Source organism: Ningiella ruwaisensis (genome assembly GCF_004798935.1).
Classification (GTDB): domain Bacteria; phylum Pseudomonadota; class Gammaproteobacteria; order Enterobacterales; family Alteromonadaceae; genus Glaciecola; species Glaciecola ruwaisensis.
In genome coordinates this window covers 42,157-60,855 of the sequence record NZ_RAHT01000010.1, presented here as the reverse complement: position 1 = coordinate 60,855, position 18,699 = coordinate 42,157, and the positions used below count along the sequence as shown (strand labels likewise).

16 protein-coding genes and 1 tRNA gene are annotated in these 18,699 nt (G+C 43.6%); 13 read left to right on the top strand and 4 right to left on the bottom strand.

All coding sequences use genetic code 11. The features are described from left to right. Positions 1-47: 47 nt before the first annotated feature. Positions 48-1,709, top strand: a complete 1,662-nt coding sequence (locus tag D6V41_RS16900) for an acyl-CoA dehydrogenase family protein (RefSeq protein WP_136252728.1) — start codon at positions 48-50, stop codon at positions 1,707-1,709. 3 nt (positions 1,710-1,712) lie between these two features. Here the strand turns inward: D6V41_RS16900 and D6V41_RS16895 are convergent, their stop codons facing one another. Together D6V41_RS16895 and D6V41_RS16890 are read right to left on the bottom strand one after the other, a co-directional pair. Continuing rightward, positions 1,713-2,768 carry an SMP-30/gluconolactonase/LRE family protein gene (locus D6V41_RS16895; RefSeq protein ID WP_136252727.1) on the bottom strand — a complete coding sequence of 352 codons (1,056 nt, stop codon included), beginning with the start codon at positions 2,766-2,768 and terminating at the stop codon, positions 1,713-1,715. An 86-nt stretch (positions 2,769-2,854) separates the two neighbouring features. Next, positions 2,855-6,220, bottom strand: coding sequence for a S41 family peptidase (locus tag D6V41_RS16890; RefSeq protein WP_241664584.1), 3,366 nt, complete (start codon positions 6,218-6,220; stop codon positions 2,855-2,857). Positions 6,221-6,552: 332 nt separating this feature from the next. Here D6V41_RS16890 and D6V41_RS16885 point away from each other — a divergent pair, with 332 nt between their 5' ends. The 6 genes from D6V41_RS16885 (at position 6,553) to D6V41_RS16860 (ending at position 10,994) form a co-directional block, all read left to right on the top strand. Beyond that, positions 6,553-7,869: an amidohydrolase gene (locus tag D6V41_RS16885; RefSeq protein ID WP_136252726.1), complete on the top strand. Its 1,317-nt coding sequence runs from the start codon at positions 6,553-6,555 to the stop codon at positions 7,867-7,869. 207 nt (positions 7,870-8,076) lie between these two features. Further along, positions 8,077-8,565, top strand: a complete 489-nt coding sequence (gene purE / locus D6V41_RS16880) for a 5-(carboxyamino)imidazole ribonucleotide mutase (protein ID WP_136252725.1) — start codon at positions 8,077-8,079, stop codon at positions 8,563-8,565. Next, positions 8,562-9,701: a 5-(carboxyamino)imidazole ribonucleotide synthase gene (locus D6V41_RS16875; RefSeq protein ID WP_136252724.1), complete on the top strand. Its 1,140-nt coding sequence runs from the start codon at positions 8,562-8,564 to the stop codon at positions 9,699-9,701. Before purE ends, D6V41_RS16875 begins: the two co-directional genes overlap by 4 nt. A 38-nt stretch (positions 9,702-9,739) precedes the next feature. Beyond that, positions 9,740-9,815: transfer RNA gene (locus D6V41_RS16870), tRNA-Thr, on the top strand. A gap of 166 nt (positions 9,816-9,981) precedes the next feature. Next, positions 9,982-10,458, top strand: coding sequence for a copper chaperone PCu(A)C (locus D6V41_RS16865; protein WP_168711072.1), 477 nt, complete (start codon positions 9,982-9,984; stop codon positions 10,456-10,458). 62 nt (positions 10,459-10,520) lie between these two features. Then, on the top strand, positions 10,521-10,994 hold the full coding sequence (locus D6V41_RS16860; protein ID WP_136252722.1) for a Dps family protein: 474 nt from the start codon (positions 10,521-10,523) through the stop codon (positions 10,992-10,994). Between the two features lie 29 nt (positions 10,995-11,023). Here D6V41_RS16860 and D6V41_RS16855 read toward each other — a convergent pair whose 3' ends face one another. Beyond that, the gene (locus D6V41_RS16855) at positions 11,024-11,338 is read right to left on the bottom strand and encodes an Mpo1-like protein (protein WP_136252721.1); all 315 of its coding nucleotides are present in this window, start codon (positions 11,336-11,338) and stop codon (positions 11,024-11,026) included. Between the two features lie 191 nt (positions 11,339-11,529). Here D6V41_RS16855 and D6V41_RS16850 point away from each other — a divergent pair, with 191 nt between their 5' ends. The 6 genes from D6V41_RS16850 to D6V41_RS16825 all read left to right on the top strand — a co-directional run bounded on the left by D6V41_RS16850 (position 11,530) and on the right by D6V41_RS16825 (position 17,174). Next, the gene (locus D6V41_RS16850; RefSeq protein WP_136252720.1) at positions 11,530-12,378 is read left to right on the top strand and encodes a tetratricopeptide repeat protein; all 849 of its coding nucleotides are present in this window, start codon (positions 11,530-11,532) and stop codon (positions 12,376-12,378) included. Positions 12,379-12,412: 34 nt separating this feature from the next. Then, positions 12,413-12,598 carry a DUF2065 domain-containing protein gene (locus tag D6V41_RS16845; protein WP_136252719.1) on the top strand — a complete coding sequence of 62 codons (186 nt, stop codon included), beginning with the start codon at positions 12,413-12,415 and terminating at the stop codon, positions 12,596-12,598. Positions 12,599-12,669: 71 nt separating this feature from the next. Continuing rightward, the gene (locus tag D6V41_RS16840) at positions 12,670-13,965 is read left to right on the top strand and encodes an adenylosuccinate synthase (protein WP_136252718.1); all 1,296 of its coding nucleotides are present in this window, start codon (positions 12,670-12,672) and stop codon (positions 13,963-13,965) included. Positions 13,966-14,152: 187 nt separating this feature from the next. Then, positions 14,153-15,595 (top strand): aldehyde dehydrogenase family protein, encoded by a 1,443-nt coding sequence (locus tag D6V41_RS16835; RefSeq protein ID WP_136252717.1) that lies wholly within the window; start codon positions 14,153-14,155, stop codon positions 15,593-15,595. After that, the gene (locus tag D6V41_RS16830) at positions 15,592-16,008 is read left to right on the top strand and encodes a VOC family protein (RefSeq protein ID WP_136252716.1); all 417 of its coding nucleotides are present in this window, start codon (positions 15,592-15,594) and stop codon (positions 16,006-16,008) included. The genes D6V41_RS16835 and D6V41_RS16830 overlap by 4 nt, the downstream gene beginning before the upstream one ends. Positions 16,009-16,382: 374 nt before the next feature. Further along, a complete protein-coding gene (locus tag D6V41_RS16825; RefSeq protein ID WP_136252715.1) occupies positions 16,383-17,174 on the top strand; it encodes a hypothetical protein in 792 nt (263 codons plus the stop codon). Positions 17,175-17,808: 634 nt separating this feature from the next. On the opposite strand, the gene D6V41_RS16820 is transcribed toward D6V41_RS16825, so the two are convergent. Beyond that, entirely contained in the window at positions 17,809-18,570 is a 762-nt protein-coding gene (locus D6V41_RS16820; protein WP_136252714.1) for a hypothetical protein, read from the bottom strand. Between the last annotated feature and the right edge of the window lie 129 nt (positions 18,571-18,699).

Below are 18,699 nucleotides of genomic sequence, written 5' to 3'. Positions count from 1 at the left end.
ATTTACCTTAAGCTTTAGAAACTAATCAAAAGCATATCGATGTAAGCATGAGCAAAACGCAAAATAATGCACAATCCGACACGCATGAGGTATTTAATCAGGCGCAAGGGCTGGAAAATTACAATGCCTTTGACGCAGACCATATACTTAAGTTTTGGGTTAATCAATTTGGTGGTCAGTGGGGTGAGTTCAGCTTACGCGATTTTGGTTATCATGTTGGGCATGAGCTATTAGAAGCGGGGTTTCTTGCCAATAAACATCATCCAGAATTTCAGTCTCACGACCGATTTGGCCATAGAATAGACCAAGTAAACTATCATCCTGCCTATCACCAGCTCATGTCACACGCTATTGAACATGCGCATTGCAGCTTACCATGGAACTCATCAAAAGCGGGTGCGCACGTTGTGCGAGGTGCCATGGCGTTTTTGCATACCCATGCCGATCCTGGTTCAGGCTGTCCACTTACAATGACGTTTGCTAGCGTGCCTGCTATTTCGGTACAAAAAGACGTCGCCGCTCGCTGGTTGCCAAAAATTTTGAGCAAAGTCTACGACCCATCTAATAAACCTTGGTTTGAAAAACAAGGTGTTACCATCGGCATGGCGATGACAGAAAAGCAAGGTGGCTCTGATGTAAGGGCCAATACAACGCGAGCAAGTGCCATCAGAGAAGCGGGTCCGGGCAAACTTTACAGTCTGGTGGGGCACAAGTGGTTCTGTTCGGCTCCAATGTGCGATGGATTTTTAGTGCTTGCCAAGGTGGCAGAGCGTTTGTCTTGTTTTTTAGTGCCGCGCTGGCGAGAAGATGGCTCAAAGAACCCGATTCATATTCAGCGCCTTAAAGATAAATTGGGCAATCAGTCTAACGCAAGTTCTGAAATTGAGTTTCGTGGTGCACATGGTTACTTACTCGGTGAAGAAGGTAGCGGCATAAAAACTATTATTCAGATGGTGGCGCTGACGCGTTATGATTGTATGTTAGGTTCAAGTGCACTTATGGCGCAGGCGGCTAAAGAGGCCATCTGGCACACTTCGCATCGGCAAGCGTTTGGAAAAAACTTACATGAGCAAGCGCTTATGTTAAATGTACTGGCTGACTTAGCAATTGAGGCTGAAGCTGCGCTGGCGATATCAATGCGTATTGCGCATGCGCTCGACAATATCGAAAATCCTGAAGAAGCGGCCCTTATACGAAGCGCAACCGCCATTGGAAAATACTGGATCTGCAAACGTGCTATTCAACACACTTATGAGGCAATGGAGTGTGTCGGTGGGGTGGCTTACGTCAACGACAATGTGTTAAGCAGGCTTTATCGGGAGGCGCCGGTCAATGCGATTTGGGAAGGATCAGGTAATGTGCAGTGTTTGGATTTATTACGAGTCTTGCATCGTGAGCCAGAAACGCTCAACGCCTTGATTGCAGAATTGGAGAAAGTTAGCGGCAAACATCGTCTTTTTGATAAGCGCCTGGACCGAATGCAAAAGGCATTAAACGACAAAAGCAATATTGAAGTACACGCAAGACGAATTATCGAAGATTTGGCGCTTTTGTGGCAGTCTGCCACTTTGTTGATTTATGGAGAACATTCGATTGCAAAAGCTTTTATTGAAAGCAGACTGGCAAGTGAGCAATATCATCAATATGGTACACTGAACGCTGATATCGATTTAGCCGCAATTGTCGAACGAGCGATGCCTAAATTATAGGCATTAAAGTGAAAGCACCGCTACGCCATTCATTTTAAGCGAGCCAATGTATAGTTTATCTTCATGCTCATACACTGAAGTAATAGACGTGTATTTTGCTGGGGACTGATAGTTGGCAACAACTCGACCATATTCGTTAAAACCAACAAAAAAGCCGTAATGCTCGGTAGGCTCTAGCCACTTTAATGGCAGGGCACCCACAATGCGTCTAAGTGACGGATAGTTTGCTAAATTTTCAACGCGCCAATCTCGCAAGCTCACCATGCCTACCCAAAAAATCCCTTCATCGTTAAAACTGATATTATCAGGCATGCCCGGCAAATTAGTAGCAAATATGCTGGTTTCGCCTGCATTTTTGCCAGCAAGATCGTATCGCAAAATTCTTGATTTGCCGGTTTCTGTCACCAACAGGTAGTCATCGTTAGGGCCTAAGGCAATACCGTTGGCAAAAAACAGTCCATCCATTAGTTTGATAGTTTCACCTGTGTCGGGTGAATAGCGATAAACTTCTCCGGTAGCGCTCGCTTCAATAAAGTCATATAAAAAAGTCTCCATACCATAACGACTACTCGCATTTGAGAAATAAATATCCCCATTTTCAGCAATGTCATGATGGTCAACCAACAACAAAGGCTTACCTTGGAAAGAATCAACAAGGGTGGTGACTGTTCCATCCAAGCTGACTTTTAGCAGGCCTTTAATTGCATCTGATACAATTAAATCACCTTGTTTGTCGATACGCACACCTAAAGGCCTGCCGCCAGTGTTGGCGATAACAGTTATGTTTGCAGGATCTGATACCGGAAAAGAAACAATGTCACCATTTTCCAAACCTGTAAACAAAACACCGTTGTCGGATACCGTGATGTCTTCTGGCGCGGGTAAGCGGTTTTGTCCAACAATCTGAACGCTGTCTGCTTCATTATTTCGCATAAACATATTTTTCAGCCCAGCATTGGCATCGGGCTGCCACGCCACTGGTCGCACTGGCGAGATAGCATATAAAATGCCCAATAAGAGCACCAATAAAATAATTATTGCGCCAAGAATTTTCTTCATTTCGCGTCCCGTGTTCGCTTGCTAGTTTTCATTTAAGCAGCGTTAAACTTAAGCAGCGTTTAACTTAAGCTAACTAATTAAACCTTTTATTTTGTGCTCTTTATATCGTCCGCAGCTTCGTTTACTGGAGGAAAAGGCAAGGCATTATAGTCTTCAATAGGTTGCTCCTTTAATTTATTTTGCAAATAATTAATGGCCGCATCTAACTGCGCATCTTTACCTTGATAAGTAGCATGCGGAAAGTTTGCCACTTCGATATCTGGGCTAATACCTCGTCCTTCTGTTATCCAGCGACCATCCATGGCGTAAACAGGGTATTGAGCCACGCGTGCAATGCCGCCGTCGACAACATTATTTCCTCCGCTTAACCACACGCCTGCGCCAGCGGTTTGTTTTCCGATGACAGTACCTAAGTTAAGCGCCTTTATGCCCGCAGTGAATGTTTCGCCATCTGAATAGGTAAACTCATCCGCCAGAACAACAAGATGCCCTCTAAAAGTTTGCTGCATATTTGTGCTTTTTTCGCCGTTTGGAGATTGCCAGAATGACCAGGCTCTACGCAGCAGTTTTTCAATGATAACGCTGTCGATATTGCCACCCCGATTTCGCCTGACATCAATAATGAGGGCGGGTTTATCATACTGCGCATAAAATTCACGGGCAAAACTGGCTAAATCGTTGGCGCCCATCGCGTACAGATGAAGGTAACCAATATTGGTATCGGCTTTAGAGACTTTAGCAAGATTTCTTTGTGTCCAGTCATGATACCTGAAACGTGCTTCATTTCCGGCCGCCTCCGGGATAACAATTTGCTGCACGCGGTCTTTCCCTCGTTGCAAATCTAACAAAACCTGCTGGTTTGCGGTATTTAATAAGGCTTGGTGCAACTGTGCAATGTTTTCAACATCTTGTCCATTAACTGCAGTAATGATATCGCCTTCTCTGACATCAACACCTGGCTTTGCCAATGGCGGTGCATGAAAGATGAGCTCTCGGTCAAAGTCGTAAATACGGATGATTTGTATGCCGTTTTGTGTTTCTTTATAGACAGCGCCCAATGTGGCCATTTTTGGCGCATTTTGGTCTTCCTGTATCTGTCCACCTCGCACCTGAGAATGTAAAGCATTAAGCTCGCCCATCATTTGCTTAAAGATATCGTTTAGTTCAGAGCGCTCCGTAATTCGCTTCACAAGAGGCAGATATTTTTCTTTTAGGGCTGGCCAGTCTATGCCACGCATATCGGCATCAAAAAAAGCATCTCGGTGCATCAACCACGCGTCGTTGAACATCTGAAGCCATTCTTGTTGAGGCGAAATCGCCAGTTGCCAATTGCCAAGTTTAACGCTTGTTTCACTGGTATCTTTTGGAAACAATCCATTAGCAGCCGTTACAAAGAACTGGGCACTTTCACCCCGCGCTTTTTGGATAAGCAAGTGCTCTTTGTTACCCGATATTTTTACATCACTAACGCCTTCGGTCACTAAATCCAGCTTTTCTGAATAGCCATATTTTATGGCTTTAAGGTTTGCGCTTCCTCTGCCAGTGCTTTGTGTCACAAAAAGATGGGATGAACTGGCAAAAAGTTGATTGTAGTCGCCAGCGGGGACGTCCACTTGCCACAGGCGCTGTTCGATGCCATTCCAGTCAACGTTTACCGCCTTTTCGGTTTGCTCTTTATTTGATTCCTTTTTGTTTGTTTCTTTAATGTCGCTTTGTTGCTCAGCGCTCTTTTCAGATTCGTTTTCGGTATTTTTGTCTAGTTCACTTGGCATAGCGAAAGGGAAGCGCGCATCTTTATCAAGCGAGATCGCAAAAATCTGTGTGCGATCACTAAAGCTCTGACCCATATTTCTATCGCCCCAGGGAGAGCCCGGACTTGCGTTAAATGCGCGGTCCGACAGGAAGTATAACCATTTATCATCAGGTCCAAATACGGGCGAAGCTGCGCTATATTTCCCACTGGTAAGAAAAGCCGATTTTTTATTTGCTATGTCGTACAAAAAGACGCGCGGGCGTTCTGAAAATCGCTGAGTGTAGGCAAATGAAAGCAACTTACTATCACTTGAGAAGCTTATATTATCAACATATCCGCTTGATAGGTTGCTAAGCACAAGACTGTTTTTCCCGCTTTCAAGTTCGAGAATATACAAGCGCCCTTTACTATCGGTATGAACAAGATGTTTCCCGTCAGGCGATAAAAACAATGCACTTCGAAAGGTCGAACCGTCATTGGTCAGTTGTTTTGCTTCGCTGTAGCCGTAGGCATCAAACTGCCAAATTTCATATTCACCGGTAAAATCGCTAACGGCATACACGTGATCTCCATCTTTGGATAATATGCCATGACGTACGCGTGCTCGAGGGTTGGTATTGACCTTGATTAAGCGCTTTGCATCCGTACTTGCGATTGCCATTCTCCCTCTTGCGGTAACCAGCGTCTTACTGCCATCATGTGCAATGCTTGCGCTGTCTAAATAAGCGAGGGGCTTATTAATAAATTGCGTTTTTAAAGAAGCAAAGTCAGACTGAAGCGCAATATTCACGGTTTGAACTTCGCCTTGTTCAATATCGAATACTTTTATATCCGCGCCATGCTGAAAAGCAATCTTACCTTTATGCAGATAAGGGCTGCGCACCGCAAAATCTTCAAAAAAGCTGTGTTGCGTCAGATCGCCACCTTGTGAATCCATTGAGTAAATATTATCGATTCCGGTCTGATTACTGACAAAGAAAACGCGACCACCATGGAGCATGGGAGAATGAATCGAGCCTTCGTGAGATGCGCTTAATTGCTGAGCTTCCTTATCTTTATTTAACTCAAACTTCCAAAGCTCGCCTTTACCACCACCTTTATAATGGTTGGCATTATCGTTAGATATTTGCAGGCCAAACTGCACAAAGTACAGAATGTCATTGGCAGATAATACGCCTTGAACGGCGTCAGACAGAGGAAGCTCATCCACATTGAGCGTTAGTGTATCAACGATTTTCAACACCCAACTGTTGTGCATGCCAGTGTCGCTAGCGGTGCTATACAATATGCGCGACTCGTCTATCCAGCCTTGCAGTTTCACGTTACTCATTTCAAAACTGACTTGTTTAGCAAGACCGCCGCGAATTGGCATCACGTAGATGGCATCCTGACCATGATAGTCAGCTAAAAAGGCAAGTTGCTCACCATTTGGTGAGATGTGCGGATTACTTTCAACATTGATGTGCGAGGTCAAACGCTTTGCAAATTGCGTGTTACCGTCTTTTTCAGAGTGTGTGTTTACTAACCACAAATCACCTTGCGAAGCGAAGACCACTTGTTCATCAAAAATGGCGGGCTGTTGATAATAGGCGAGCTGCTCTGTTTGCGCGGAAGCCAAAACAGGAATATGTAAGCAAATGACACAAATTAAAGCACGAAAAAATAGTTGCATTAGTCGAGTTTGCGGTTTTACGTTCATCTTTTTCTTCTTATCTTTTGTTTTCAGCCTATCACTTTGCCCGAGACTGTTGTTTGAAAGTGTTAAAGCATATTCGAGTTTGTAGTATTTAGTCAAAGTTCTAAGATTTTGCGTATTGAGATTCTTACAAATCTATTGCTTGCTCAAGACCAAGCGAATAGAACTGCACTTTCTTAACTGCAAACCAGAACTCGCCCTATCCAAATTGCGTTAGTATATTTTCCATTAATGCGCTAATGTAAATGTTATTGATTCTACGCACAATATGCGCCAACGCTGAGCTTAAAGGTGCGGGCTGAAATAAATAAAAATAACACACAGGGAAAATTACAATGAACTTACGAAATTTAAAGCTGTTTGGTTTGTGTTGTTTCTTCATCACGCCACTGACTTATGCAGCAAGCCCGATAGATGGGAAACTGATTGAAGAAAAAGCCACTGAAATTGAACCAAAGGTTATAAAATGGCGCCATCACCTTCATCAGTATCCGGAACTGTCAAACCGCGAATTTGAGACGGCAAAATATATCGAAAAGCACGTACGAGAGCTTGGGCTTGAAGTTGAGACTGGCGTAGCGATTACCGGTGTTGTTGCTGTGCTCGATTCCGGAAAGCCAGGACCAACGGTAGCCCTGCGTGCAGATATGGATGGTTTACCGGTAAAAGAGGAAAATGATCTGCCTTTCAAATCTGTTCAAATGGGTGAGTTGGACGGTAAGCAGGTGCCAGTTATGCATGCCTGTGGACACGATACACATGTTGCTATGCTCATGGGGGCCGCAGAAATTCTTACAGGTATGAAAGATCAGTTAAAAGGGAAGGTAAAATTTATTTTCCAGCCAGCTGAAGAAGGCGCTCCTGCCGGTGAGCGCGGTGGTGCTGAGGTGATGGTAGAAGAAGGCGTATTAAAAAATCCAGACGTGGATGTTATTTTTGGTTTGCACATCAGCGCCAACACTGATGTAGGAACTGTACGCTATCGTCATGGCGGGATTATGGCAGCGGTGGACCCATTTAAAATTATTGTAAAAGGCAAACAGGCTCACGGTGCCTATCCATGGAAAAGTGTTGATCCAATCACCACGTCTGCTCAAATCATCATGGCATTGCAAACAATTGTTAGCCGAGAAATTAAAGTAATTGATGATGCAGCGGTTGTCACAATAGGTTCAATTCATGGAGGCAATCGCTCCAATATAATCCCTATGGAAGTAGAAATGGTAGGCACTATTCGTACTTTAAACGAAGCCGCTCGCGAGCACATGTACGAAGCAATACCGCGCAAAGTAAAGGGAATTGCAGAGAGCATGCGTGCAGAGGCAGAAGTGATTTTACCATTAGACTACAACTATCCAATTACATTTAACGATCATGATTTGATGGATCAGATGCTGCCAACTTTGGTTCGAACAGCAGGGGCTGAAAACGTCATCAACTCAAAACCAGTCACAGGTGCAGAGGATTTTTCATTTTTCCAGCAAGAAGTCCCAGGCGTTTATCTTTGGGTTGGAGGAAAACCACTTGATGTACCCGAAGAAGAGTCTCCGGCGCATCACACTCCTGAGTTCTTTGTTGACGATAGTGGTATGAAACTTGGCGTTAAACTGCTGACCAACATGACGCTTGATTACATGTATTCGCAAGACTAATAAAATCAAATACAAATCGAAAGGGCGACGAGAGTCGCTCTTTTTGTAAATTTTGCATATAATGCCGGGTTTTCGCTATCGTTGTTCACGCAGTTATAACAGGTAATGCAGAAAATACTTCCGGCCTCTTTCAATTGATTCTGAGCTTGCCCTTAAGTATTTTCCAGCCTCATGCTTTAACAACGCATCATCATTTGAGAGGGATAAATGGCTCAAGTCGCAATTGTTATGGGCTCTACATCTGATTGGCCTACCATGCAGCAAGCCGCAAAAATGCTTAAGCAACTTGGCGTTTCGTTCGAAGCGAAGGTGGTTTCTGCACACCGAACGCCGGCGTTATTGACTGAATTTTCTGAAACGGCTGCGGATAAGGGATTTCAGGTAATAATAGCGGGAGCTGGCGGCGCTGCGCATCTGCCCGGTATGATTGCTGCACACACTCATCTTCCTGTTTTTGGCTGCCCTGTTCGCTCAAGTCAGTTAAATGGTTTGGATTCTTTATTATCCATCGTGCAAATGCCTAAAGGCGTTGCGGTTGGAACGCTTGCAATTGGTGAAGCTGGCGCTGCAAATGCGGGACTTTTGGCGGCCCAGGTTATTGCGTTAAACGACAAAACGGTGCGCGACAACATCATCGCCTTTAGAGAAAAGCAAACGCAAACCGTACTTAGTAACCAATCCTTGGAACTTGAATGAAAGTGCTCGTATTTGGCGCAGGTCAACTGGCGCAAATGATGTATTTAGCTGCCGCACCGCTTGGCGTTGAAGTGTATGCGTTAGACGTGAATCATCGAGAAGTAATTAATCCTGTCAGCAAAGCCAAGCTTGATATGAGTATTGACTACGCTATTCAAGATGTGAATGTAGTCACTGCCGAGTTTGAACATGTTCCTGAGGATCTGTTGGAGCTAGCTGAAAAAAGTGGGAAGCTTCACCCTAACATGGCTGCAATCTTAACGGGTGCTGACAGAGTACGAGAAAAGCAAATACTGGATTCAAACGATATCCCAAACTGTCCTCATCGAATAGTTAATGATGTTAGTGAACTAGACGAAACCATTCAGGCGCTTGGAAATAAGATTATTTTTAAAGCGAGCCGCGATGGTTACGACGGTTATGGTCAATGGCGATTGCTAAACATGGATGAAAAGCCCAAGCTCAATCAGGCGTTTGCGAGTTTGGATTTAAAACGGGTTCCTTTGGTCGCTGAAACAATGCTTAATTTTGATCGGGAAATATCAATTATTGGTGCCCGAAATGCATCAGGAGAAGTCGCCTGCTTTGATATAGCCGAAAACCTGCATCATGAAGGGCAACTTCACGTTTCAGTTGCGCCTGCCACAAATCTTAAAAAGACTACCACTCAAGAGGCAACAGACATCTTCACTCGGATTGCAAATGCGCTGAACTACGTGGGAGTGTTGGCAGTAGAGTTGTTTCAAATAGGGGATAGTTTATTAGTGAATGAAATTGCGCCAAGAGTCCACAATTCTGGTCACTGGACGCAAAAAGGAGCAAATACCTGCCAGTTTGAGCAACATGTTCGCGCTGTTTTGGGCTTTCCTCTGGGCTATACAAAAAGCCAAGGAGTGACGGCCATGATAAACATCATAGGCTGTACGAGTTTTTCTCGTGATTTGCTAAGCATTCCAGGTTGCCACTTGCATTGGTATGGAAAAGAAGTGCGTGAAAAACGCAAAATGGGGCACATTAATATAGTAGCCGACAGTTACAAGGATTTAGGCGACAAAATGCTTACGCTTTTACAGTATTTACCTGAAGAATACTTCCCACTGCTCAAAGATGAAGCGAAGCGCTTAATCGCATCTTGACAAATTGTTGGAAACTCCTAAAATCCGCGCAATAGTGTGCCGACTTAGCTCAGTTGGTAGAGCAACTGACTTGTAATCAGTAGGTCGCCAGTTCGATTCCGGCAGTCGGCACCACTCTCAGTTCGATTCCGGCAGTCGGCACCACTCTCCTAATATTTTTTATACATGTCTTTGACTTTCGTCAACTGGCTTTCGTATTCGGTTGATAAGCTTGCATTTCCGCGCTATGTTACTGGTCTGTCCTTTAATATTTGAGACCAATAGTCAGGTACGTATGCAGATGTTTAAATTTTTAGCTGTTTTCCTTTTCTTATGGGTAGCCAGTGCAGCCGCTTTTGCAGATGATCATGCACAAAAGTCTATGGCAGACAGTTTGTTAGTTGAGAAAGTCTGGGCGAGAGAAACCTTTAAAATGGCAAAAGCCGGTGCCGCCTATGCGAGCTTTTCTAACCAAAGCGAGAGTCCAATAGTGCTCGTTGGAGCAAGCGTGGAGCCAGAAATCGCCACTATGGTAGAGCTACACACAACTAAAATGGAAAATGGCATGATGCGCATGCAAGAGTTAGAAGAGGGTGTGACGATTGATGCGAATGAAAGCGTAATGTTTCAACCTGGCGGTATGCATTTTATGCTTATGGGTTTAGCCGGCCCTCTGGAAGCAGGCAAAAATTTTAAATTAACGCTGCATTTTGAAGATAATTCTTCGCGTGAACTGACGGTCGATATTCGTGACATGAGCAACCGAAGCGCCAACTAGGCGCATTGCGCCGCGCTCTTAGCGTAAACAAGAATAAATTTTGAATCGAAAAAGGAGACAAAATGTCGAAAATTGATATTGGAATTGGTGAATCAGATAGAGTTGCAATTGCTGAAGGGTTAAAGCGCCTGCTTGCCGATTCATATACACTTTATTTACAAACGCATAACTTTCATTGGAATGTAACGGGCCCTCAGTTCAGAGAGCTTCATCTTATGTTTGAAGAGCACTATACCGAACTTGCCGTTGCAGTCGATGATATTGCTGAGCGCATTCGAACGCTCGGTGTTGCAGCTCCCGGAACTTACAAAGCCTTTGCCGAACTCAGTAGTATCAAAGAAATAGACGGTGTGCCAGACGCGAAAGATATGGTGACTTTACTTACGCAAGGTCATGAGGCGGTAGTACGAAACTGCAGGGAAGTATTAAAACTGTCACAACACGCTGATGACGAATCGACCAACGCTTTAGTGGGCGATCGCATGCGAGTCCATGAAAAAACGGCATGGATGTTAAGAGCAACACAGGCAAAATAAAGGATATCAGCGATAAAAAGGCCTATCACTTACTCCTGTGATAGGCTGATTTTTCCTATCAGAATATCTTTAAACATAACCCAATCCCCCATAAGCGAATAGATAGGATATTTAAAAGTGGCGGGTTTATTATGTTCGAAGAAAAAATGCCCTACCCAGGCAAATCCATAGCCAATCACCGGGATCAACCAAAGTAAGATCCACGTTGAGCTAAGAAGCGCCGTTGCGATCACGCCTAGTACAAGCCACGATCCAATAAAATGCAGCAATCGGCAAGTGGGATTAGAATGCTCTTTTAAATAGTAAGGATAAAATTCAGAAAAAGAATTAAATGACTGAGACATAGACACGCCTTGTTGTAGTAATACTTTATATCAACGCAAAAAATAATAACGCAAATTACAAAAAGACAGAAGTAAAACTGAATCCGCCTGATGACTGCTTTGATGTTTCCTGCTTTATGGTTGCAAAACCATGAATCATCACCATAATAATTCGCAAGTAAAATAATGCATGCATATGTAAGTGGTGGATCATGGAACAAAACGCAATAGCGCTCACTGTAGAGAACTTCAAACAGGTTATTTTAGAAGACAGTCAGCAAAAGCTTGTCATTGCCTATTTTTGGGCACCTTGGGATGAATCCTCGGTAGAAATGCTGAAGAGTCTGGAAAGCATCAGCAGCGAATATGCAAATGACATGGTATTAGCCACAGTCAATTGTGACGAGCAACCGCAAATTGTGCAACAATTTGGTGTAAGAGGCTTACCAACCACCATGCTTATAAAAGATGGGCAACCTGTGGATGGATTTGGTGGCCCTCAAAGCCCTGAGCAACTGCGTGAGACGCTGCAAAAACATTTACCGGCTTCAGAGCATGAATTTTTTGAAAAAGCCGTGCAAGCAGCACAGGACGGGGACAAGCAACAAGCATTTACTTTTGCGAAACAGGCTTTTGATATTAATCCTGATAACGTTGAAAGTCGGCTACTGTTAGCCGATTGTGCCGTCGAAACGGGTCAGATTGACACCGCTAAAACGCTTCTAAAGGAAGTGAAATTGGCCGATCAGGATGCGCGATATCAGTCGATAATCGGGAAAATTGAGCTTGCTGAAAAGGCGGCTGAATCACCAGAGCTCATTGCCTTACAAGAAGAACTCGAAAACGATCCAGATAACATGGATTTGAAAATTAAGCTTGCAGTGCAGCTTCAGCAGGCTCACAAAAGTGAACAGGCATTGGAATTGTTATTTGAAGTGCTTAGCAAAGATTTGAACTATGGTGAGGCGAAAAAAATCACTTTGGATATGATTAATGCGATGCCTGATGGCGAACCCCTTAAATCAAAATATCGTCGAAAAATATACAGTTTGCTTTATTAAGCGCAGATAAGCGCGAACTCAGAGATTACAAAATATGGAAATCATTCTTGCTGCCTTGTGCTTATTATTAATATTTGAAGGTATAGGCCCTTTAGTATTACCGAATAAATGGCAGCAGTTCATGCGTGAAATGAGTGAGCAACCTCCCGAGGTATTGCGGCGAATTGGTGGCGTTTTAGTTGTAATTGGCAGTGTCTCTTTATATTTTTTACTCTCTTGATGGGATTTGCTATCAACAAGCGCGCTTTAATTTGCTAGAATCGCCGCTTAATTAATCAAGTACTTATTTCCATGGCAAAAAATGTTGTAGTGCTCGGCACCCAATGGGGTGATGAGGGCAAGGGTAAAGTTGTCGATTTACTCACTAATCAAGCTTCTTATGTAGTTCGTTATCAAGGGGGCCATAACGCTGGCCATACACTTGTAATAGACGGTGAAAAAACGGTATTGCATTTGATACCGTCAGGCATATTGCGTGAAAACGTGACCTGTGTAATCGGAAATGGTGTGGTACTCAGCCCTCAGGCCTTACTGACTGAAATGGCGATGCTTGAAGCTAAGGGCGTACCTGTTAAAGAGCGCTTAGTCATAAGTGAAGCTTGTCCCTTAATTTTACCTTTTCATATTGCACTAGATGTTGCACGTGAAGCAGCGCGTGGTGCAAAAGCAATTGGCACGACCGGTCGCGGCATAGGGCCCGCATATGAAGATAAAGTGTCACGACGCGGTCTGCGTGTTGGTGACCTCTTTAATCCAGAGGATTTTGCAGCCAAACTTAAAGAAGTAATGGCTTATCACAACTTCATGTTGACCGAATACTACAAGCAACCTGCGCTCGATTACGACACTGTTTTAAAAGAAGCGCTCAGTGTAGCTGAATTGTTTAAGTCTCTAACGGTTGATGTGACCGATTTGCTGGCAAAAGCAAAAGAAAGTGGTAAAGCGATTATGTTTGAGGGTGCACAAGGCACTTTGTTGGATATCGATCATGGCACCTACCCTTATGTGACATCATCAAATACAACCGTAGGCGGTGTGGCAACGGGTGCGGGTTTTGGACCCTTAGGTATCGATTATGTGCTTGGGATTGTAAAAGCCTATACTACCCGTGTCGGCTCTGGTCCTTTCCCCACGGAGCTAGATTGTGAAGTTGGTCAGCATTTAGGCGTTAAAGGTCATGAATTTGGTGCAACGACGGGTAGAAAGCGACGCACGGGCTGGTTTGATGCGGTTGCAATAAAGCGCGCTGTACAGCTAAACTCAATTACAGGCTTTTGTCTCACCAAATTGGATGTATTAGATGGGCTGGAAACACTGAAAATTTGCGTGGGTTATAAAGATGCGGATGGTAATGTATCTGATGTTCCACCCATGGCTGCTGAAGGATACGACCTTATTACCCCCGTGTATGAAGAGATGCCGGGTTGGTCAGAGAAGACCTTTGGCGTCACACGCTACGAAGATTTACCAAAGGCTGCGATAGATTACATTAAACGTTTGGAAAGTTTAACAGGCGTACCGGTGCACATTATTTCAACTGGGCCGGATAGAGCAGAAACAATGGTCTTAAAACACCCGTTTGAGTAAACAGCTATGGTTCAGTTGCTTTTAAGCGTCTGAGAAAAGCGCTGGAAATTAGATAGTTAAGGCGGCAGTCAATTGTGATACAGCCGCCTTTTTTATGCGTATCAAGTGGTATAGTCGAATTAGAGTTACTCGTCTACGTTTTAAGTGCACAATAAGCGCTTCAAGGTAAAAAAGTGAAAGGAATACTATGTCTGAGTCAGAGTCTAGTGATGCATCAGTTGTTGATAGTACGCAGGAACAATCAAAGCAGGTATTGGAATTTGATTACTCTGATACCCTGCACGCTTTAAAGCGCTACTTTTCGAGCGGTTCGACACGTTCGTATGAGTGGCGAAAAACACAGTTAAAAGCGCTTTCAGACATGCTTTCAAAGCATGAAAAAGCCTTTAATGAAGCGCTCTATAAAGACCTTAACAAGTGCAAGCACGAAGCTTACGTAACCGAGATCGCATTTTTACAATCGGATATAAAGCACACGCTCAAGCACTTAAAAAAGTGGATGCGACCCCAAAAAAAATCAACACCGTTAGTTGCTCAACCCGCAAAAAGTTATGTCAAAAGCGAGGCTTTAGGCGTTGCACTTATTATTGGCGCATGGAACTATCCTATTCAACTTACCCTAAGCCCACTCATTGCAGCCATTGCCGCTGGAAATTGTGCCATCATTAAACCCTCTGAGCTTGCCGAAAACAGTTCTGCAATTTTGGCGAAACTTCTTCCTGACTATTTGGATAAAAAGGCTTTTGCAGTGATCGAAGGAGGAAAGGATGAGACGAGCGCTTTACTTTCTCTGCCTTTCGACAAGTTTTTTTATACCGGTGGAGAGCAGGTTGGCAAAATTGTCATGCGCGCTGCATCAGAAAATCTGACGCCTGTTACCCTTGAGCTTGGCGGGAAAAGCCCATGTGTGATTGATAAAAGTACTGATTTATCAATTACCGCCGATCGCATCGTATGGGGCAAATGGATGAATGCCGGTCAAACCTGCATTGCACCCGATTATGTTTTAGTGCTTTCTGAAATTCGAGACGAATTTATAGAGGCACTCAAATCGGCCATTGAAAAGCAGTATTCGGCCGATCCGAAGACAAGCGAAGAGTACGGCAGGATTATTAGTCAACGCCATTGTCAGCGTTTGGCCAGTTACTTAGATGGGCAAAAGGTCATCTATGGCGGTCAAATTGATATGCAAACGCGCTATATTTCTCCTACTCTGGTACTTGAGCCAGATAGTGATTCTGAATTGATGCAGGAAGAAATTTTTGGGCCGATCTTACCTATTCTATCCATGCCCTCAAAACAAGCCATGATTGAATTTATTAACAAGCGTCCTCACCCATTGGCGGCGTATTTGTTCACAAAAGATAAAGACTTTGAAGAAGAATTTGTAGAACGCGTGAGCGCAGGAAGTATGTGTATTAATGATTGCAGCATGTTTATGCTTAATCACAAATTACCGTTTGGAGGCGTTGGCACATCGGGAATGGGTCGGTATCATGGTAAATATGGTTTTGATACCTTCTCACATGAAAAATCGGTAATGAGTCGCAGTTTTGCCCTGGAAAATCAGTTTAGATATGCGCCTTTTACTACCTTTAAAAAGTTTATGATTAATAGGTTTATAGGATGATTTCACCTTTCCATTTGGCGATCCCGGTTACCGATCTGGACGCGTCTCGAATATTTTATGGCGAGCATATTGGCTGTGAAAAAGGTCGCAGTAGCGAACGATGGATTGATTGGAATTTTTACGGACACCAGTTAGTTACTCATTTGGTAGATGATAAAACTAGCGCGTCCAATGCCAATGAAGTGGATAGCAAGTCTGTTCCGGTTCCTCATTTTGGTCTAGTTTTACCTAAAGAAGAGTGGCAAGCATTGGCAATCCGTTTAGAGCAAGCTGGAAACAGCTTTCATATTTCACCCTATATTCGCTTTAAAGGTGAGCTTGGAGAGCAAGGCACATTCTTTTTGTTTGACCCTAGTGGAAATGCGCTTGAATTTAAATACTTTGAAGATATGTCGAATTTGTTTGCTAGCTAGCTTTTTAAAAAGGCTAATTGCAGAACGTGCTAGAAATAAAAATTCCTGAGTAGCAGAACTCTACCGATAGCGGACGTTTAGATTTTGAGGGCGACGGTCGTCATTGTATGTAAAACGGCCGGTGAGCTTCAACGATATAAGGAGTTGTTGTTGGGCGTTAGCGGACAGTCAACACTATCTCGGTGACTTGAAGTTATGAGCGAAAAGCGGACATTAGGTGGTTCCTCTTCATTAAGCTGTTAGGTTTCATTCCTGTCACTATCTCTTTCTGTTAACTCCAAACTAACCCTGATAAAGCTAAAATATAACTTACTAGCTGTTGACTTGGCGAAAAAGTGAGCGTAAACTTACTCAAAGCTTGAGGAGACCACGCTATGACAACGAAATCCAAACGAGTCCGGAGTCCTGCATACCCAGCAGTGTCGCTGAAGTTGGCTATAAAAAAGGCTCAAGAATTCTATAAAGTAGAAGGGAGAAATGAAGCCTTTCTAACCGTAGCTCTTACTCACTGGGGTTATTCACCCAACAGCGGCAATGGTTTGAAGTTAGTTGCTGCTCTATCTAGCTACGGATTGGCTGACACTACTGGCAGTGGCAAAAACCGAAAGATTAAGTTAAGCGACCTAGCACTTCGAATCTTACTCGATAACCGAGAGAACTCTTTAGAGAAAAATCAAGCAATTCAAAGTCTTGCGTTGAAGCCAAAAATCCATCAAAAACTTTGGAATCTCTGGGGGGCGGACCTACCTTCAATCGAAAATATGAATCATCATTTAATCTTTGAGGAAGGCTTTAACGAAAAATTCGTTAATAGCTTTGTTAAAGACTACCGTGAAACTATCGAGTTTTCGCAGTTAGCGAATGTACAAAATGGCGAAGAGTCAGATGGTCACGAAGAAATTGTTGAAGAGCTAGGCGCGCCTGAGGATAGCGCTAGCAATCCAAGCACGCAAGAGCAAGTAACGACTACAGAGCGAAGTTATAGCAATGTGTCGCTGTCTAATACTGATATCGAAATTGCTAAATACCCTGTCGCAAAGAACTGCACTATTAGAGTCATTGCTGATGGCCCATTTAATAGGAAAGCCATTGAAGCATTAGTGGCACAGCTAAATCTTAATTTACAGTTGGGAATATTTGATGATGAACAAGATGTAGAAATTTAAAAAGGCAGCGATTGGCTGCCTTTTTAAAAAAGGAATGGGAGGCCCACACCTTTAGTCTTCGCAACGCTAGAATAGTGGATTCTTTATTTTATAGCAAGTTCTGTTGTTCGCCTCCCGCTTCAGGCGAGGAACTTTATTATGCGAGATATTGTGCATAAACCGGCTCCACCGGGTTTTAGATGGGTCTTTTGTCGGTATCGGCGAAAGAAAAATAGCGATGAATTATTAGACGCTCACGAATATGGTTACAACTCGTGGTGTTTTCTAGTTAAGTGCTAAATCAAACCTAACAAGGAAATACAGCCGACGCCTAAAGGCGCCGGCTGTTTTAGGCGTCCAATGTCTGGTAGTGGCACAATAGGTTAGCTCGATAGACAACCGCCGACTGTCCGCAATGTGCCAAAAGCCATCCGTCCGGAATACACAAAAAGCGGCACTCCAAATCTGAAAATGCGAACGACCGCTGCTTGTCTTTTTCAGCCTGTCACAATTAAAAGGCAATGTCCGCTTTGCATGAATTGCCGCCATATAAAATTTATTTTGCAACCAGATATTGCAAATAGCCTTTTAAAAAAAGAAAAAAGGGAGCGTTCGCTCCCTTTGTTTTTGTAAGTTGTGTTTAGTTTATTGGACGTTAGCTGCGACGTCTAAGCATTATTCCAGCCAGTGCCAATACCAACAAAGCAGCGCTAGCTGGGGCATTTACGTATTGCGCTTCCAGAAATGCCGTACCGCTGAATTGAACATCTAAAGAGCCTAAGTTATCCATTCCACCCGTCATATCAGGAACCATGATTACACCGCTAGAGACGAATACCGAGCCGCTAGTTCCATCAAACTGAAAATCGCTGAAAGTGAGTTGTGGGGCGATAAGTCCGAGTAATCCGGCTAGTTCGCTACCGACAAGTCCTTCAGCAAGCGTGAACAGATTCTCAACAGTGATTGCTTCGACGGCTAGAAAAACATCTTCAAGCGTTGGAGAAGCGGTCATTAAAGTCGCGGCGAAAACACTAAAAACATCATCGTAATCAGTGATGCCAGAACCTGGTGTGAATTGATCAACCATCGCGAAGCTACCTAAGTCGAAAACGATTGCTTCATCGTTGCTGTCGTCGATAATTACGCGAGCACTTAATGGATCAGTATCTGTATCTTCGATGTATAATGAGCCACCTGCTTCTACACCCATTGACCAAGACGCAACCTGATCAAAAGCCGGAGGTGGTGCAACCGGACCAAATACGCCGAATTCTATAGTGCCTTCAAATCCTGAATCACGGTCATGGAACATGCTCCCATCTACCATAATACCAGCTTTGGAGGTGATCATAATTGCGTGTGCTTGTGTGCTGATTAATGCACTAGCAGCGATTATTGCGAGTAACCACTTTTTCATCTTTTTTTCCTTATAAGATAGAACTATCACTTAATTTCAAGCAACATTAAGCAAAATTCACGCCTGAAAAAAATAATAGTAAAATCAATATTTTAAGGGGATAATGCCTTGTTGGGTGTAAAATAATCT

What these genes read in the sequence shown, in the direction of transcription:
- D6V41_RS16830 (WP_136252716.1), top strand. Translation starts at nt 15,592, where the DNA reads ATGATTTCACCTTTCCATTTGGCGATCCCGGTTACCGATCTGGACGCG.
- D6V41_RS16850 (WP_136252720.1), top strand. Translation starts at nt 11,530, where the DNA reads ATGGAACAAAACGCAATAGCGCTCACTGTAGAGAACTTCAAACAGGTT.
- purE (WP_136252725.1), top strand. Translation starts at nt 8,077, where the DNA reads ATGGCTCAAGTCGCAATTGTTATGGGCTCTACATCTGATTGGCCTACC.
- D6V41_RS16895 (WP_136252727.1), bottom strand. Translation starts at nt 2,768, where the DNA reads ATGAAGAAAATTCTTGGCGCAATAATTATTTTATTGGTGCTCTTATTG.
- D6V41_RS16855 (WP_136252721.1), bottom strand. Translation starts at nt 11,338, where the DNA reads ATGTCTCAGTCATTTAATTCTTTTTCTGAATTTTATCCTTACTATTTA.
- D6V41_RS16865 (WP_168711072.1), top strand. Translation starts at nt 9,982, where the DNA reads ATGTTTAAATTTTTAGCTGTTTTCCTTTTCTTATGGGTAGCCAGTGCA.
- D6V41_RS16835 (WP_136252717.1), top strand. Translation starts at nt 14,153, where the DNA reads ATGTCTGAGTCAGAGTCTAGTGATGCATCAGTTGTTGATAGTACGCAG.
- D6V41_RS16820 (WP_136252714.1), bottom strand. Translation starts at nt 18,570, where the DNA reads ATGAAAAAGTGGTTACTCGCAATAATCGCTGCTAGTGCATTAATCAGC.
- D6V41_RS16890 (WP_241664584.1), bottom strand. Translation starts at nt 6,220, where the DNA reads ATGAACGTAAAACCGCAAACTCGACTAATGCAACTATTTTTTCGTGCT.
- D6V41_RS16845 (WP_136252719.1), top strand. Translation starts at nt 12,413, where the DNA reads ATGGAAATCATTCTTGCTGCCTTGTGCTTATTATTAATATTTGAAGGT.
- D6V41_RS16840 (WP_136252718.1), top strand. Translation starts at nt 12,670, where the DNA reads ATGGCAAAAAATGTTGTAGTGCTCGGCACCCAATGGGGTGATGAGGGC.
- D6V41_RS16875 (WP_136252724.1), top strand. Translation starts at nt 8,562, where the DNA reads ATGAAAGTGCTCGTATTTGGCGCAGGTCAACTGGCGCAAATGATGTAT.
- D6V41_RS16900 (WP_136252728.1), top strand. Translation starts at nt 48, where the DNA reads ATGAGCAAAACGCAAAATAATGCACAATCCGACACGCATGAGGTATTT.
- D6V41_RS16860 (WP_136252722.1), top strand. Translation starts at nt 10,521, where the DNA reads ATGTCGAAAATTGATATTGGAATTGGTGAATCAGATAGAGTTGCAATT.
- D6V41_RS16825 (WP_136252715.1), top strand. Translation starts at nt 16,383, where the DNA reads ATGACAACGAAATCCAAACGAGTCCGGAGTCCTGCATACCCAGCAGTG.
- D6V41_RS16885 (WP_136252726.1), top strand. Translation starts at nt 6,553, where the DNA reads ATGAACTTACGAAATTTAAAGCTGTTTGGTTTGTGTTGTTTCTTCATC.